At 67.0% G+C, this 16,102-nt stretch carries 13 protein-coding genes; 9 read left to right on the top strand and 4 right to left on the bottom strand.

What is annotated here, in order from left to right:
- Position 1 precedes the first annotated feature (1 nt).
- The 4 genes from gspE to C1O66_RS00960 all read left to right on the top strand — a co-directional run bounded on the left by gspE (position 2) and on the right by C1O66_RS00960 (position 7,127).
- Positions 2-1,420, top strand: coding sequence for a type II secretion system ATPase GspE (gene gspE / locus C1O66_RS00975; RefSeq protein ID WP_102766582.1), 1,419 nt, complete (start codon positions 2-4; stop codon positions 1,418-1,420).
- A gap of 13 nt (positions 1,421-1,433) precedes the next feature.
- Positions 1,434-2,645, top strand: a complete 1,212-nt coding sequence (gspF, locus tag C1O66_RS00970; RefSeq protein ID WP_102766137.1) for a type II secretion system inner membrane protein GspF — start codon at positions 1,434-1,436, stop codon at positions 2,643-2,645.
- Positions 2,646-2,665: 20 nt separating this feature from the next.
- Positions 2,666-3,562, top strand: a complete 897-nt coding sequence (locus C1O66_RS00965; protein WP_102766136.1) for a 5'-nucleotidase — start codon at positions 2,666-2,668, stop codon at positions 3,560-3,562.
- Positions 3,563-3,695: 133 nt separating this feature from the next.
- A complete protein-coding gene (locus C1O66_RS00960) occupies positions 3,696-7,127 on the top strand; it encodes a S41 family peptidase (protein WP_102766581.1) in 3,432 nt (1,143 codons plus the stop codon).
- A gap of 102 nt (positions 7,128-7,229) precedes the next feature.
- Here the strand turns inward: C1O66_RS00960 and tyrS are convergent, their stop codons facing one another.
- The gene (gene tyrS / locus C1O66_RS00955; RefSeq protein WP_102766135.1) at positions 7,230-8,483 is read right to left on the bottom strand and encodes a tyrosine--tRNA ligase; all 1,254 of its coding nucleotides are present in this window, start codon (positions 8,481-8,483) and stop codon (positions 7,230-7,232) included.
- Between the two features lie 269 nt (positions 8,484-8,752).
- On the opposite strand from tyrS, the gene C1O66_RS00950 reads away from it, so the two are divergent.
- Positions 8,753-10,111, top strand: coding sequence for a M23 family metallopeptidase (locus C1O66_RS00950; protein WP_102766580.1), 1,359 nt, complete (start codon positions 8,753-8,755; stop codon positions 10,109-10,111).
- A 65-nt stretch (positions 10,112-10,176) separates the two neighbouring features.
- A complete protein-coding gene (locus tag C1O66_RS00945) occupies positions 10,177-11,295 on the top strand; it encodes an anhydro-N-acetylmuramic acid kinase (RefSeq protein WP_102766134.1) in 1,119 nt (372 codons plus the stop codon).
- An 83-nt stretch (positions 11,296-11,378) separates the two neighbouring features.
- Here the strand turns inward: C1O66_RS00945 and erpA are convergent, their stop codons facing one another.
- From erpA to rplM, 3 genes are all read right to left on the bottom strand, one after another.
- On the bottom strand, positions 11,379-11,753 hold the full coding sequence (gene erpA, locus C1O66_RS00940; RefSeq protein WP_102766133.1) for an iron-sulfur cluster insertion protein ErpA: 375 nt from the start codon (positions 11,751-11,753) through the stop codon (positions 11,379-11,381).
- Between the two features lie 215 nt (positions 11,754-11,968).
- Entirely contained in the window at positions 11,969-12,361 is a 393-nt protein-coding gene (gene rpsI, locus C1O66_RS00935; RefSeq protein WP_102766132.1) for a 30S ribosomal protein S9, read from the bottom strand.
- A gap of 9 nt (positions 12,362-12,370) precedes the next feature.
- Positions 12,371-12,799, bottom strand: a complete 429-nt coding sequence (rplM, locus tag C1O66_RS00930) for a 50S ribosomal protein L13 (protein ID WP_102766131.1) — start codon at positions 12,797-12,799, stop codon at positions 12,371-12,373.
- Positions 12,800-13,109: 310 nt separating this feature from the next.
- Here rplM and C1O66_RS00925 point away from each other — a divergent pair, with 310 nt between their 5' ends.
- From C1O66_RS00925 to C1O66_RS00915, 3 genes are all read left to right on the top strand, one after another.
- The gene (locus C1O66_RS00925; protein ID WP_108724333.1) at positions 13,110-13,847 is read left to right on the top strand and encodes a GNAT family N-acetyltransferase; all 738 of its coding nucleotides are present in this window, start codon (positions 13,110-13,112) and stop codon (positions 13,845-13,847) included.
- Positions 13,848-14,065: 218 nt separating this feature from the next.
- Positions 14,066-14,899, top strand: a complete 834-nt coding sequence (locus tag C1O66_RS00920; RefSeq protein WP_102766130.1) for a DUF2726 domain-containing protein — start codon at positions 14,066-14,068, stop codon at positions 14,897-14,899.
- Positions 14,900-15,011: 112 nt separating this feature from the next.
- Positions 15,012-16,085 (top strand): serine/threonine protein kinase, encoded by a 1,074-nt coding sequence (locus C1O66_RS00915; RefSeq protein ID WP_102766129.1) that lies wholly within the window; start codon positions 15,012-15,014, stop codon positions 16,083-16,085.
- Positions 16,086-16,102 lie beyond the last annotated feature (17 nt).

Raw genomic sequence — 16,102 nt, 5'->3', positions numbered from 1 at the left:
CATGCGCCACCCGCTGCCCTACGCCTACGCCAAGGCCAACTCGGTGCTGCTGGAGGACGACGGCGCCAGCCTCGTGCTCTGGGCCCCGGCCGAGATCAGCCTGGCCACCTTGTCCGAGGTGCAACGCCTTTACCTGATCGACCGCTTCGAGCAGGAGGCCGCGGCCAGCCTGGCCGAGCGCATCAATGCCGCCTATGCCGGCAGCGAATCGAGCGCGGCCGTGGTGATCGGCGAGGTCGAGAGCGCGGTGGACCTGAGTCGCATGATGCAGGACCTGCCCGCTGTGGAAGACCTGCTGGAAGCGGCCAATGACGCGCCCATCATCCGCATGCTCAACGCGCTGCTGACGCAGGCGGCCAAGGACGGCGCCAGCGACATCCACATCGAGCCCTACGAGCGCGCCAGCTCGGTGCGTTTCCGCGTCGACGGCACGCTGCGCGAGGTGGTGCAGCCCAACCGCGGTCTGCACGCCGCCCTGATCTCGCGCCTGAAGATCATGGCCGAGCTGGATATCGCCGAAAAGCGCCTGCCGCAGGACGGCCGCATTTCCCTGCGCATCGGCGGCCGTGCCATCGATGTGCGCGTCTCCACCCTGCCCAGCGCCCACGGCGAGCGCGCCGTGCTGCGTCTGCTGGACAAGACCGAATCGAAGTTCACGCTCGAAGGCTTAGGCATGAGCGGCGATGTGCTGGAGGCCTTCAAGCGCCTGGTGCAGCAGCCGCACGGCATCGTGCTGGTCACCGGGCCTACCGGTTCGGGCAAGACCACCAGCCTGTATGCCTCGCTGCAGACCGTGGACACCAGCACCACCAATGTGCTGACGGTGGAGGACCCGATCGAGTACGAGCTGGCCGGCGTCGGCCAGACGCAAGTCAATGCCAAGATCGATCTGACCTTTGCCAAGGCCCTGCGCGCCATCCTGCGCCAGGACCCGGACGTGATCATGATCGGCGAAATCCGCGATTACGAAACCGCGCAGATCGCCATCCAGGCCTCGCTGACCGGCCACCTGGTGCTGGCCACCTTGCACACCAATGACGCCCCTAGCGCCGTCACTCGACTGACGGACATGGGCGTCGAGCCCTTCCTGCTCAGCAGCTCGCTGCTGGGCGTGCTGGCCCAGCGCCTGGTGCGCAAGCTCTGCCCGGTGTGCAAGCGCCAGGACGGCGAAGGCCGCTGGCATCCGGTCGGTTGCGAAGCCTGCAGCCGCACCGGCTACAAGGGCCGCACCGGCGTCTACGAGCTGATGGTGGCCGACGAAGAAGTACGCCACCTCATGCACCAGCGCGCGGCCGAGAGCGAGCTGCAGGCGGCGGCGCAAAAAGGTGGCCTGCGCTCCATGCGTGAGGACGGCCAGCGCCTGATCGACGCCGGCATCACCTCGGTCGAAGAAGTGCTGCGCGTGACGCGCGAATCCTGAGTGCCCCGCTGCCATGCCGGCCTATAAATTCGAAGCCCTGAACCCGGCGGGCCGCTCCAGCAGCGGCCTGATCGAGGCCGACAACCCGCGCGCCGCGCGCGCCCAGCTGCGCGCCCAGAGCCTGGTGCCGCTGAGCCTGGAGCCGGTGCAACAGCAGGGGCAGGACGGCGGCAGCCGCTTTGCCCGCCGCGTGTTCAGCCCCACGGCCCTGGCTGTCTGGACGCGACAGCTGGCCGGCCTGGTCGGCTCGGGCCTGCCGCTGGAGCGGGCGCTGACGGCCCTGGCCGATGAATGCGAAGACCCGCGCCAGCGCGAGCTGCTGTCCCAGCTCAAGGCCGAGGTCAATGCCGGCGCCAGCTTTGCCCGCGCCCTGGGCACGGCGCCGCGCGAGTTCGACGAGGTCTACCGCGGTGTGGTCGCGGCCGGTGAGCAGAGCGGCGCACTCGGGCCGGTGCTGGAAAAGTTGGCCGACGATCTGGAAGAACGCCAGGACCTCAAGTCCAAGCTGATCGGCGCCATGGCCTACCCGACCATCGTCTCGCTGATCGCCTTCATGATCATCATCTTCCTGGTGACCTATGTGGTGCCGCAGATCGCCGCCACCTTCACCAGTTCCAAGCGCGCCCTGCCCTGGCTGACCGTGGCCATGCTGGGCACCAGCGACTTCGTGCGCGAATGGGGCTGGCTGATGCTGCTGGCGGCCGTCGGCGGCGGCAGCGGCCTGTCCTGGGCACTCAAGCGCCCGGCCTTCCGCCTGCGCTTCGACGCGGCCTTCCTCAAGGTGCCGCTGCTGGGCCGCCTGGCCCGCGGCTACAACGCGGCCCGTTTTGCCGGCACCCTGGCCATGCTGGCCGGCTCGGGCGTGCCCATCCTGAAGGCCTTGCAGGCGGCGGCCGAGACCCTGTCCAACCACGCCATGCGCGCCGACGCGCTCGATGCCCTGGTACAGGTGCGCGAGGGCGCGCCGGTGGGCTCGGCCCTGGCCGGCAAGAAGCGTTTCCCCGGCATCCTGGCCATGTTCGCCCGCCTCGGTGAGCAGACGGGTCAGCTGCCGCAGATGCTGGAGCGCGCGGCCAAACAGCTCAGCGTCGAAGTGCAGCGCCGTGCCCTGGCGGCTGCCACCTTGCTGGAGCCGCTGCTGATCGTCGGCATGGGCGCGGTGGTGCTGCTGATCGTGATGGCGGTGCTGCTGCCCATCATCCAGATGAACAGCTTTGTGAAGTAAACAAAGACGTAGGCGAAGACATGCCGGCCAATCTCGACGGACAGCTGGTGGTGGCGATTTCCTCGCGGGCGCTGTTCGACTTCGAGGAAGAGAACCAGTTCTTCGAGGCCGGCAACGACCGCGACTACATGGCCTTGCAGCAAACGCGCCTGGACCAGCCGGCCAAGCCCGGCGTGGCCTTCTCCCTGGTGCGCAAGCTGCTGGCTTTCAACAGCGAAGGCGCGCCCAAGGTCGAGGTGGTGGTGCTCTCGCGCAACGACCCGATCTCGGGCATGCGGGTGTTCCGCTCGGCCACGCATTACGGCCTCAACATCCAGCGCGGCGTGTTCACCCGTGGCGAATCGCCCTGGCGCTATCTGCGCCCGCTCAAGGCCCAGCTCTTCCTCTCGGCCAATGAGGCCGATGTGCGAAGCGCCCTGCAGGCCGGCGTGGCTGCGGCGCGCGTGCTGCCGCTCTCGGCCCATGCTTCCAGCGCCCACCCGCAGGAGCTGCGCATCGCCTTCGACGGCGACGCCGTGCTGTTCTCCGACGAGGCCGAGCAGGTGTTCCAGCGCGAGGGTCTGGATGCCTTCCAGAGCCATGAGATCACCCATGCCAAGACGCCCCTGCCGGCTGGCCCCTTCAAGCCCGTGCTGCAAGCCCTGCACCGGCTGCAACAGGAGGGTGGCGGCGGCATGAAGGTGCGCACCGCCCTGGTCACCGCACGCAGCGCACCGGCCCATGAGCGCGCCATTCGCACCCTGATGGACTGGCGCATTGAGGTGGACGAAGCCATGTTCCTGGGCGGCCTGGCCAAGGGCGAATTCCTGCGCGAATTCGAGCCCGACTTCTTCTTTGACGACCAGGCCGGCCACATCGCCAGTGCCGCCGCCCATGTGCCGGCAGGCCATGTCAGCGCCGGCATCACCAACCACTGAGCGCCCCGCGAACCGGGCACGCGCTCTGCGCACAAGCCTGGACGGCCACGGGGCTTACACGGGTCTGAAGACGCGCGGGCGGCCGAGATAATCGGCGCTCACTTTCAGCGCTCGCGATCCGAGCCTCATGCGCATGAACCCTCGCACCCCGCTTCGGCTGCACCGCCTGACCCTGGCCGCCGCCATCAGCTGCGCCGCCCTGAGCAGCCTGGCCGCCACCACCGCCGCGTCTGGCGGCAACACGCCCAACCCCGGTTTCTTCCGCCAGCCCACCCTGCAGGGTGAGAACCTGGTCTTCGTCGCCGAAGGCGACCTCTGGCGCGTCAACGCCCGGGGCGGCCGCGCCGAGCGGATCACCACCCACGCCGGCCAGGAAGGCTCGCCGGTGCTGTCGCGCGATGGCCGCTGGCTGGCCTACACCGCCCAGTACGACGGCCCGGGCGATGTCTACCTGATGCCTGTGCAGGGCGGCCTGCCGCAGCGCCTGAGCTGGGAGGGCAATGCCGGCCAGCGCGTCTGGGGCTTCAGCGCCCTGGGCGAAGTGATTTACTCCGGCCCCTCGCAGAGCGGCCAGCCGGTGACCCAGCTCTATGCCGTGGACCCGGTCACGCAGACGCGCCGCGCCCTGCCCGTGGCCCAGGCCAGTGACGGCGCCATCAGCAGCGATGGCCGCCAGCTCTTCTTCACCCGCAACGGCCTGCGCGGCGACAACGCCCGCCAGTACCGCGGCGGCGCCCTGGCCCGGCTCTGGACCCTGGACCTGACGGGCACGGCCGAGGCCCGCCCCCTGGTCACGGAGGGCGCCAACGATCGCCTGCCCATGCCCTACCGCACGGCAGCCGGCGAACGCATCGCCTTCCTCTCGGACCGCGACGGCACGATCAACCTCTGGTCGGTCAATGCCCAGGGCCAGGACCTGCGGCAGCACACCACGCACAAGGGCTGGGACATCCGCCACGCCTCGGTGGACGGCGGCGTGGCCGTCTATGCCCTCGGCGCCGATCTCTACCGGGTCGACCTGAACGCCAACACCACCAGTGCCGCGCCCACTCCAATCGCCATCCAGCTCAGCGGCGACTTTGAACAGCAGCGCCAGCGCTGGGTCAAGAAGCCACAGGACTTTCTCACCTCGGTGGCCCTGGCACCCAATGGCGAGCGCGTGTTGCTGGCCAGCCGTGGCCGCCTGGCCACCCAGGGCCTGGGCCAGCTGCGCCGCGCCGAGCTGCCGCAGGCACCCGACAGCCGCTGCCTGAAAGGCCTCTTCAGCGCCGACAGCAAGCAGGTGCTGGCCCTGTGCGATTTCAGCGGTGAGCGCGAGGTCTGGCGCTTCGCCGCCAATGGCCTGGGCAAGCCCGAGCAGATCACCCGTGACGCGCGCGCCCAGCGCAAGGACATGGCCCTCTCACCCGATGGTCGCTACCTGGCCCACACCGACAAGGAGGGCCATCTGTACTTGAGCGACCTCAAGGGCAACAGCGGCCGTCTGATCACGCGAGACAGTCGCAACGCCAGCATCGCCAATCTGACCTGGTCACCAGACAGCCGCAGCCTGGCCTTCACCCAAGCCCTGAGCGACATCAACCGCGATCAGCTGCAACTCTTCAACCTGGCCGACAACAAGATCCACACCGTCAGCAGTGAGCGTTATGACAGCGACTCGCCGGCCTTCTCGCCCGACGGACGCTGGCTCTACTTCGTCTCCAACCGCCAGTTCACGGCCACCGGCCGCGGCTCGCCCTGGGGCGACCGCAATATGGGCCCCTACTTCGACCGCGGCAGCAAGCTCTTCGCCCTGGCCCTGCAGCCGGGCCTGCGCTTCCCCTTCGCACCCAAGGACGAGTTGGAGCCGCCGGAGCCCAAGCCCGAACTCAAGCCCGAGTTGAAACCCGAGCAACGTGCCGATGCCGCCAAGGTTGACGGCAAAGCCGAGCCCACCAAGGCCGAAATCAAGCCCGAGGCGAAACCTGAAGCCAAGCCCAAGCCACCCATTCACTTCGCCGGCCTGCGCGAGCGCCTCTTCGAGCTGCCTCTGCCCGCCGGCAACTACAGCGGCCTGACGACCGACGGCAAGCGCCTGTGGTTCCTCGACGCCGAGATCAACGGCGGCGAGCGCAAATCGGTGCTCAAGACCGCGGCCATCGACAACCAGGGCGGCAACATCGAAACCGTGGCGAGCGATGTGCGCAGCATCGAGCTCAGCGCCGATGGCAAGAAGATGCTGGTGGTGCGCAATGGCGCGCCGGGCGCGGCGCCCGAGCTGATCCTCGGCGACGCCGGCCCCAAGCTGCCGGCCGAGCTGGCCAAGTTCCAGGTGCGCTGGAGCGACTGGCAGATCGCCACCGACCCGCGCGCCGAATGGCGCCAGATGTTCGCCGATGGCTGGCGCATGCACCGCGACTACTTCTACGACAAGGCCATGCACGGCGTCGACTGGCCCGCCATGCGCGCCAAGTACGAGCCCCTGGTCGAGCGCGTCAGTGACCGCGCCGAACTGGCCGAGCTGATGGCGCAGATGATCGGTGAGCTGGGCGCCCTGCACAGCCAGGTCAATGCCGGTGACCAGCGCCAGGCGCCCGAAGAACCCGGCCTGGCCGGCCTGGGCGCCCAACTGGCCCGCACGGCCGAGGGCCTGCGCATCGAGCGCATCTACCGCGCCGACCCGGAGCTGCCCAGCGAGCTGGGCCCCTTGGCCCGCACCGAGCTGGGCCTGAAGGACGGCGACCTGATCACCCACATCAACGGCCGCAAGGCCAATGAAGTGGCACATGAGGTGGAGCTGCTGCGCGGCCAGGCCGGCAAGCAGGTGCTGCTGCAGATCAAACCGGCCCATGGCGGGCCCGAACTGCAACGCATCGTCACGCCGGTGACGCGCCAGCGCGAGCAACAGCTGCGTTATGCCGACTGGCGTTTTGGCCGCGCGCAGGCGGTGGAGAAGGCCTCCAACGGCCGCATCGGCTATGTGCATCTGCGTGCCATGGGACCGGCCGACATCGCCGATTTCGCTCGCGAGTTCTACACCCATGTGGACCGCGAAGGCCTGATCATCGACGTGCGCTTCAACGGTGGCGGCAGCATCGACAGCTGGATCCTGGAAAAGCTCCTGCGCCGCGCCTGGGCCTACTGGCAGCCCCGCTCGCCGGGCGGCGCGCCGGTGCGCTCCAACATGCAGCAGACCTTCCGCGGCCAGGTCGTGGTGCTGCAAAACGAGCACACCTACTCCGACGGCGAAACCTTTGCCGAGGGCTTCAAGCGCTTGGGCCTGGGCCCGCTGATCGGCACCACCACCTCGGGTGCGGGCGTGTGGCTGTCGGACCAGAACCGCTTGATGGACAACGGCATCATGCGCGCGGCCGAAACCGGACAGATCGCGCCCGATGGCCGCTTCCTGGTGGAAGGCATCGGCGTCAAGCCGGACCTGGAGGTCGACAACCTGCCTCGCGCCAGCTTCATGGGTGCTGATGCCCAGCTTGATGCCGCGATTGCCACGCTCAACAAGGCCATGGCCGAGAAGCCGCGCGCCGAACCCAAGCCCGGCGCCTATCCGCGGCCCGTGAGTCTGAAGTAAGAGCTGACGCAGCGGGCAGGCTTGCCGCGCCGCTGAAAGACCAAGGGGAGGTCCGGTGATACACCGGGCCTCCCCTTGTTGCCTGGGGCTGAGTCTAAAAACTCAGGCGAGACTGACGCGCGCGAACTTGCGCTTGCCCACTTGCACGACCACGGTGCCGGCCTCCAGCTTCAAGCCCTTGTCGCTGACGACCGTGCCGTCGATGCGCACGCCGCCTTGCTCGATCATGCGCATGCCTTCGCTGTTCGAAGCCACCAGGCCGGCGGACTTCAGCACATGGGCCAGGCCCAGCGGCGCGCCGCTGAGGCTGACTTCGGGGATCTCGTCCGGGATGCCGCCCTTGGCGCGGTTGTTGAAATCGGCCTCGGCCGCTTCGGCCGCCGCGGCGCTGTGGAAGCGCGCCGTCAGTTCCTTGGCCAGCAGCACTTTCGCTTCCTTGGGGTTGCGGCCGGCGCTGACCTCGCCCTGCAGGGCGGCGATCTCGGCCAGGCTCTTGAAGCTCAAGAGCTTGAACCATTTCCACATCTGCTCATCGCTGATGGACAGGATCTTGGCGAACATGGAGTTGGCCGGCTCGCTGATGCCCACATAGTTGTTCTTGGACTTGGACATCTTTTCGACGCCGTCCAGGCCTTCCAGCAGCGGCATGGTCAGGATGCACTGCGGCTCCTGGCCGTACTCCTGCTGCAGATGGCGGCCCATCAGCAGATTGAACTTCTGATCGGTGCCGCCCAGCTCCAGATCGCTCTTCAGCGCCACCGAGTCGTAACCCTGCATCAGCGGGTAGAGGAACTCGTGCACCGAGATCGGGGTCTGCGCGGCGAAGCGCTTGGTGAAATCGTCACGCTCCATCATGCGGGCCACGGTGTACTTGGCCGCCAGCTGGATCATGCCGCGCGCGCCCAGCGGGTCGCTCCACTCGGAGTTGTAGCGGATCTCGGTCTTGCTTTCGTCCAGCACCAGCTTGGCCTGGGCGTAGTAGGTCTCGGCATTGGCCTTGATCTGCTCGGCCGTCAGCGGCGGCCGGGTGGCGTTGCGGCCGGACGGATCACCGATCATGGAGGTGAAGTCGCCGATCAGAAAGATCACCTGGTGGCCCAGGTCCTGCAACTGGCGCATCTTGTTCAGCACCACGGTGTGGCCGATGTGGATGTCGGGCGCCGTCGGGTCCAGGCCCAGCTTGATGCGCAGCGGCACGCCGGTGGCCTCGGAGCGGGCCAGTTTTTGCACCCAGTCGGACTCGGGCAGCAGCTCATCGCAGCCACGCTGGGAGATCGCCAAGGCCTCACGCACGCGATCGGTGATGGGGAACTGCGTTTTTGCGGCAGGCGTGGCGTTTGTTCGCGGATCGGACATGGGAGCGAGTGGGGCCTGGGTAAAGCCCTGATTTATCGGGTTTTCGTGGCGTTGACGCGGGGATGGGCTCGTTATACTCGCGCCTGGTTTTGTGACGGCTCACCCTTGAGGAGGGGGCGGCACAGCGGCGGATTCTAGTGGACAGGCCTGCGGGCGCACTGTGATCCTTCTCGAACGGCACCGGCAGCGTTTGTGCAAGCGGCCCCGGTGACCTCTACAAGAAGACCCTGGGAAGCGACAGCGTGAAATTCCGGTTGAACGACGTGAAGATGGCTCTGGCGCGAGCCGAAGCCTTTGCCGCGCGCCACCCGCGTGCGCTGACCGGCGGTGTGGTCACCCTGCTGAGCGGCTTTGCCATCACCGCCTTCGGTATCGCGCCGCTGGCGCCCAATGCCGCCGACCTGCCCCAGCGCACGCTGACCGAACAGATCCAGATCGACGACCTGGATGCGCAGCTCAGCGCCCTGGCCAGCCACTCGATCGCGCTCAGCCGCAATGAGCTGACCCGCAGCAGCGACACGGTCGAAAGCCTGTTCAAGCGCCTGGGCGCCTTCGACCCTGAAGCTGCCCAGTTCCTGCGCAAAGATCCCCTGGCCAAGCGCCTGCTGCAAGGCCGCGCCGGCAAGATGGTGCAGCTGACGGCCGATGCCTCGGGCACGGTCCAAACCCTGGTGGCCCGCTTTCCGGCCGACTCCAGCGATCAGCAAAGCACCCATTTCAGCCGCCTGAGCATCAGCCGCGGCGCCGATGGCCAGTTCAGCGCCAAGCTGGAGACCGCGCCGCTGCAAGCGCAGATTCGCCTCGGCAGCGGCACCATCCAGAGCTCGCTGTTCGCCGCCACCGACGAAGCCCGCATCCCCGACGCCATCGCCACCCAGATGGCGGATATGTTCTCGGGCGAGATCGACTTTCACCGCGAACTGCGCAAGGGCGACCGCTTCTCCATCGTCTACGAGAGCCTGACCGCCGACGGCGAGCCCATCAACTGGAACGGCGCCGCCGGCCGTGTCATCGCCGGCGAGTTCGTCAACAACGGCCGCAGCCACACGGCCGTGTGGTTCAAGGACAGCGCCACCGGCAAGGGCAATTTCTACGCCTTCGACGGCCAGAGCAAGCGCCGCGCCTTCCTGGCCAGCCCCATGGAGTTCTCGCGCGTGACCTCGGGTTTCGCGATGCGCTTCCACCCGATCCATCAAACCTGGCGCCGTCATCTGGGCGTGGACTACGGCGCGCCCACAGGCACGCCGGTTCGCACGGTGGGTGATGGTCAGGTCGAGTTTGCTGGCTGGCAGAACGGTTTTGGCAACGTCGTTCACATCCGCCACAGCGGCGACCGCACCACGGTCTATGCCCACCTGAGCCGCATCGACGTCAAGAAGGGTCAGCGCGTCGAACAAGGCCAGCGCGTCGGCGCCGTGGGCGCCACCGGCTGGGCCACCGGCCCGCATCTGCATTTCGAGTTCCGCGTCAAGGGCTCGCACCAGGATCCGCGCATCATTGCCCGGGCCTCGGAAGCGGTCACCCTGCCCAACTACGCGCGCAACCAGTTCCAGCAAACCGTGGCCAGCGTGAAAACGCAGCTGAGCGTCGCGCAGAGCATGGAATCGGGCGTGCTCGGCGCCGACTGATCTCGCAACTCACCTGCGCACCTCGCCTGCAAACCTCGCCGCGAGCATCTCACGCCGCACACCCCATGAGCGATCTCTTCATCGGCCTGATGTCCGGCACCTCGCTGGACGGGGTCGATGCGGTGTTGGCCCGCTTTCCCGAGGCCGGCGGCGCCATGCAAAGCCTGGGCCACGCCCACCAGCCTTTTTCCAAAGCCTTGCGCGAGGAGCTGCTGAGCCTGAACCAGAGCGGGCCCGACGAGCTTCACCGTGCCGCGCTGGCTGCCAATGCGCTGGCGCGCAGCTATGCGGATCTGGTGGCCCAGCTCCTGGAGCGATGCGCACTGCGCCCTCAGGACATCCGGGCACTTGGCGCCCATGGCCAAACCGTGCGCCATCGCCCGGGAGAATTTGACGGCATCGGCTACACCAGCCAGCTGCTCAACGGCGCCCTGCTGGCCGAGCAAAGCGGCATCTCCGTGGTTTGCGACCTGCGCAGCCGCGATGTGGCCGCCGGCGGCCAGGGCGCGCCCCTGGTGCCCGCCTTCCACCGCGCGGTTTTCGGGCGCGCCGACGAAAGCCTTGCGGTGCTCAATATCGGCGGCATCAGCAATATCAGCCTCTTGCCTGCGGACGGCCGCACCCTCGGTTTCGACTGCGGCCCCGGCAACTGCCTGATGGACGCCTGGATCGCCGAGCACCAAGGTCAGGACTACGACGCCGAGGGCAGCTGGGCCGCCCAGGGTCAGGTCGTGCCCGAGCTCTTGCTCGCCCTGCTGGCCGAGCCCTTCTTCGCCAAGCCACCACCACGCAGCACAGGGCGCGACCTATTCCATCGCGCCTGGCTGCAGCAACACCTGGATCGCTTGAGCACCACACCACGGGCCGAGGATGTGCAAGCAACCTTGCTGGAACTGAGCGCACGAGCCGTCGCCGACAGTCTTCGGAGCGAGGAGCAGGTCTTGAGCCGCTTGCTGGTCTGCGGCGGCGGCGCACTCAACCGCCAGCTGATGCAGCGCTTGCAAGCCTTGTTGCCTGGCACCCAGGTGGCGCGCAGCGACGAGGCAGGCTTGCCGGTGATGGAGGTCGAGGCCGCCGCCTTCGCCTGGCTGGCCATGCGTTTTGTGCGCGGCCTGCCCGGCAATCTGCCCGCCGTCACCGGTGCGGCCGGGCCGCGGATTCTGGGCGCCCTGCATCCGGCCTGATCCCGGCTCAAGCCCAGGAAAGCGCCCATGAAAAAGCCGCCTCGAAGGCGGCTTTTATCTTGCGCGATACGCGCGCACGTCGATCAGACCGAGAAGCTGGAACCGCAGCCGCAGGTGGTGGTCGCGTTCGGGTTCTTGATCACGAACTGCGCGCCTTGCAGATCTTCCTTGTAGTCGATCTCGGCACCAACCAAGTATTGCAGGCTCATGGCGTCGATCAAGAGCGTCACGCCGTTCTTGTTCATCTGGGTGTCGTCTTCATTGACGGCTTCATCGAAGGTGAAACCGTACTGGAAGCCCGAGCAGCCACCGCCTTGCACAAACACGCGCAGCTTCAGATCGGGGTTGCCTTCCTCGGCCACCAGATCGCGCACCTTTTCGGCCGCGCTGTCGGTGAAGACCAGCGGCACGGGCATCTCGTCGGCACCGGTGGCGGGATTTTCAAGCACTGCGCTCATGTGTATTCCTGATGTTGGCGTTATACGCCGCATTGTCCATGCAAAAGCCTGCGGGACCGCGGTCGCGGCAGCAAGACCCCATGCCAGGTGCAGGCAATCGCGCCAGGGCGCAACACTGGGGTCTTCTCTATCTCTTCCAGAAACAAACAAGGCCGCTGAAAAGCGGCCTTGTTGTGTGATGAGCCCGCTCGAAAGCCAGCCCATCTGAGAGTCGATCAGCGCTTGCTGAACTGCTTCCGGCGACGAGCACCGTGCAGACCGACCTTCTTACGCTCGACTTCACGCGCATCACGCGTGACGAAGCCGGCGCGGCTCAGTTCGGGCTTCAGGGTCGCGTCGTAGTCGATCAGAGCGCGGGTGATGCCGTGGCGCACAGCACCGGCTTGACCCGACTCACCACCACCGTGAACGTTGACCTTGATGTCAAAGGTTTCGCCATGGTTGGTCAGCAGCAGGGGCTGCTTGGCAATCATGATCGAGGTTTGACGGCCGAAGTAGTTCTCGACAGGCTTGCCGTTGACGACGATTTGGCCCGTGCCCTTCTTGATGAAGACACGTGCGACCGACGACTTGCGGCGGCCGGTACCATAGTTCCAGTTTCCGATCATCACCGCTCCTTAGATTTCGAGAGCCTTGGGCTGCTGAGCGGCGTGCGGGTGGGTGTCACCGGCATAGACCTTCAGCTTCTTCACCATGGCGTAGCCCAGAGGACCCTTGGGCAGCATGCCCTTGACAGCCTTCTCCAGGGCGCGGCCCGGGTGCTTGGCTTGCATGTCCTTGAACTTGGTGGCGTAGATACCGCCCGGGAAACCCGAGTGACGGTAGTACACCTTGTCATTGGCCTTGTTGCCAGTGACGCGCAGCTTGTCTGCGTTGATGATGACGATGAAATCGCCGGTGTCCACGTGAGGCGTGTAAATGGCCTTGTGCTTGCCGCGCAAACGGAGTGCCACTTCGCTGGCAACACGTCCGAGCACCTTGTCGGTGGCGTCAATCACAAACCACTCGTGCGTCACTTCTGCCGGCTTGGCGCTGAAGGTCTTCATGAGTTTCTTTCGAATGCCCGGCAGAACATCTGCCCGGCGGTCGGATGGCTGATTCATACCCACACGCGCTACATTCGGTGCCGCTTATCGGGATGCTGCCGGCCTGAAGCTGCCTCCAAGCCTGAACGCATCTCGCGACCTCTCACACAAGGCGCATGGGTTTCTTCCCCACAGCCAAATCAGGGGAAGCCCACGATTGTAGCAGCAGCTGACCCAAAAAGGAAAGGCTGATCCACCGATCAAGGGGAGGCGGGCTGCCAGATCCCGGGTTACCATCCGGGTTATTACGTACGATCCCCAGGGTCCAGCCATGAAACCCGACGTTGACAGCACCGACAAGGATCTGAAGACCGCGCCCGCCGCCGCCGAGGAATCATCCGCCTGGAATCCGGTCGCCGCCTTGCGCCGCATGTCCAGCTGGGTGCCCATCCGCTCGCTGGCCCGCCGCCACCGCCACCGCATCGCCCAGCATCTGCTGACCTTGAGCGAGCGCGACCGCTATCTGCGCTTCGGCTACCCCGCTTCGGACGAGCAGATCAGCCGCTACGCCATGTCGCTGGATTTCGAGCGCGACGAGGTGCTGGGCATCTTCAACCGCAAACTGGAGCTGGTGGCCATGGCCCACCTCGCCTACGCGCCGCGACCGCAGCGCCCGGGCAAGGCCGCCATGGCCGAATTCGGCGTCTCGGTGCTGAGCCAGGTGCGCGGCCGGGGTTTTGGCGCGCGACTGTTTGAATGCGCGGCCCTGCATGCCCGCAACCGCGGTATCGACACCTTGTTCATCCACGCCTTGAGCGAGAACGCCGCCATGCTCAAGATCGCCCGCAATGCCGGCGCGACCGTGGAGCGTGATGGCTCGGAATCGGAAGCCTGGCTGCGCCTGCCGCCCGACACCGTGTCCTCGCATGTGGACGAAGCGATCGAGCGCCACCTGGCCGAGCTGGACTTCCAGTTCAAGCGCCATGTGCGGGTGATTGGCGACATCCTCGATGGCGTGGCCGAGGTCAAGGCCAAGATCGGCGACGCCGGCAAGGGCGCCAAGCTCTGAGCATGGCCAGGGCCGCTCACCGGCCCGAACGGCGCCGCCTGAGGAACAGCGAAAGTCGCGTTTCGCACACCCTTTCGCTTCACCCACCGACCCCGCGAACTGGCGCCCCTGAACCAGGGGATACACCCAGTTACATGTCATCTTCCTGCGCTACATTTGGTGAATAAGCACCTGATCACAGGCGCAAAGAATTCAAACCCATTGGGGCTGTCGAGGGCATGCAAAGCACCATTCCGTGGATCATCGCGCTCGCCTCGGGCTTCGGCCTGTTGGCGCTGGCCCTGCTGTGGGTGCTGCGGCGCTCGGCGCCGCCGACCAAGCCATTGCCGACCGAATGGTCGCTGACGGCCCGGCCGGTGTTCAGCAGCGATGAGCGGCGCGTCTACCGCCTGCTCAAGGAAGCCCTGCCCCACCATGTGATCCTGTCCAAGCTGCCCCTGGTGCGCTTTTGCCAGCCGACCGAGGCGCAGGAAGTGCGCTACTGGTTCGACCTGCTGGGCGCCATCAACGTCACCTTCGCCATCTGCAGCCCCAACGGCCGCGTGCTGGCGGCCGTCGACCTGGACAGCGAACGCGGCATTTCGGGCCGCGGCCTGCAGATCAAGCAGTCGGTGCTGGGCGCCTGCCGCGTGCGCTACCTGCGCTGCGCCATCGACAACCTGCCCAGCGCGGCCGAGCTGCAACTCCTGGTGCCCTTCAGCAACAGCAACTCGCGTGGCCCGCAGGCCGCGCCAATGCCTGGCGCTGTGTCGCCCTCGCGCCCCAGCCTCAACGGCAGCACCCCGCGCCGCGCCAGCCGCAAAGGCTTGTGGCAAGACTCGGCCGTGTTCCACGACTCCTTCTTCGCGCCCGACAGCCGCTTCGACAACAACGGCATGGTCGATGCCCCGCCCCGCGGACACAGCAGCCACCGTGGCGGCCCGGCCTTCCAGAACTCGGTGCCTTTCGGTGAGCCGCTGAACGCCGACGCGCAATACCCGGACGAGGCGCCCAACGACATCGTCGGCCTGGTGGTCGACTCGCCGCGCTACGGCGGCCGGCTGCCCCGCTGAAGGCGCAGGCCCTTCGGCCAAAGCCTCAGCCCCCACAGCCCCAACAGCGCCCAGGCGATACTGCGGCGCCGGACCGAACGAGGTCCGGCGCCGCTTTTTCTTTTCCCCACCCATGAACCCAGACCTGGACCGCAGCTTCGGCTCCCTGACCCCCGAATTCATGCTGGATGCGCTGGACGCCGCCGGCCTCTACGGCGACGGCCGCATGCTGCAGCTGAACTCCTACGAGAACCGGGTGCTGCAGCTGCACCTGGAGGATGGGCGCATTGCGGTGGCCAAGTTCTACCGGCCCGGGCGCTGGAGCGACGCGCAGATCCTCGAAGAGCACCAGTTCGCGCGCGAGCTGGCCGAGGCCGAGGTGCCCGTGGCCGCGCCCTGGGCGCTGCAAGACATCAAGGGCCAGCTGCACCTGGCCGGCACACCGGCGACGCTGGCGCATTTCGGCGACCAGCGCTTTGCCGTCACCCCGCGCCAAGGTGGGCGGGCGCCCGAGCTGGAAGACCCTGAGGTGCTGCGCTGGATCGGCCGCCTGCTGGCCCGGTTGCACACGGTCGGCCGGCAGCGCCCTTTCGAGCACCGCCTGCGCTGGGCCGGTGCCGAGCCCGGCCGCATGGCCCGCGATCTGCTGGTCGCCCTGGACTGCGTGCCCATCGAAGTCTTCCCCGCCTGGGACGCGGTGGTGCAGGCCTGCCTGAGCCGCATCCAGCACATCTTCGACAGCATCCCGGAGCTGAAGGTGCTGCGCCTGCACGGCGACTGCCACCCCGGCAACATCCTCTGGACGCCCGACCATGGGCCGCATTTTGTGGACCTGGACGACGCCGTCACCGGCCCGGCGGTGCAGGACTTGTGGATGCTGCTCTCCGGCGACGAAGTGGCGGCGCGCCAGCAGCTTTCCTGGGTGCTGGACGGTTACGAGACGGTGGCCGAGTTCGACCGCCGCGAACTGCGCCTGATCGAACCGCTGCGCACCCTGCGCATGATTCACCACAGCGCCTGGCTGGCCAAACGCTGGAACGACCCGGCCTTTCCGCTCGCCTTCCCCTGGTTCGGTACGTCCAACTACTGGCATGACCAGGTCGCCAAACTGGGCGAGCAACTGGAGGCCATGACGCCCAAGGACGAACGCCCCGTGGATGACTTCCTCGATGAAGGCGGGGTTCAGTTCGATGAGGGTTTCCGCTAGGAAGGTGCGCGTCTTTC

This window comes from Paucibacter aquatile (genome assembly GCF_002885975.1).
Classification (GTDB): Bacteria; Pseudomonadota; Gammaproteobacteria; order Burkholderiales; family Burkholderiaceae_C; genus Paucibacter_A; species Paucibacter_A aquatilis.
Note: the sequence above shows the minus strand (reverse complement) of the source record. Positions and strands in the feature narration are given on the sequence as shown.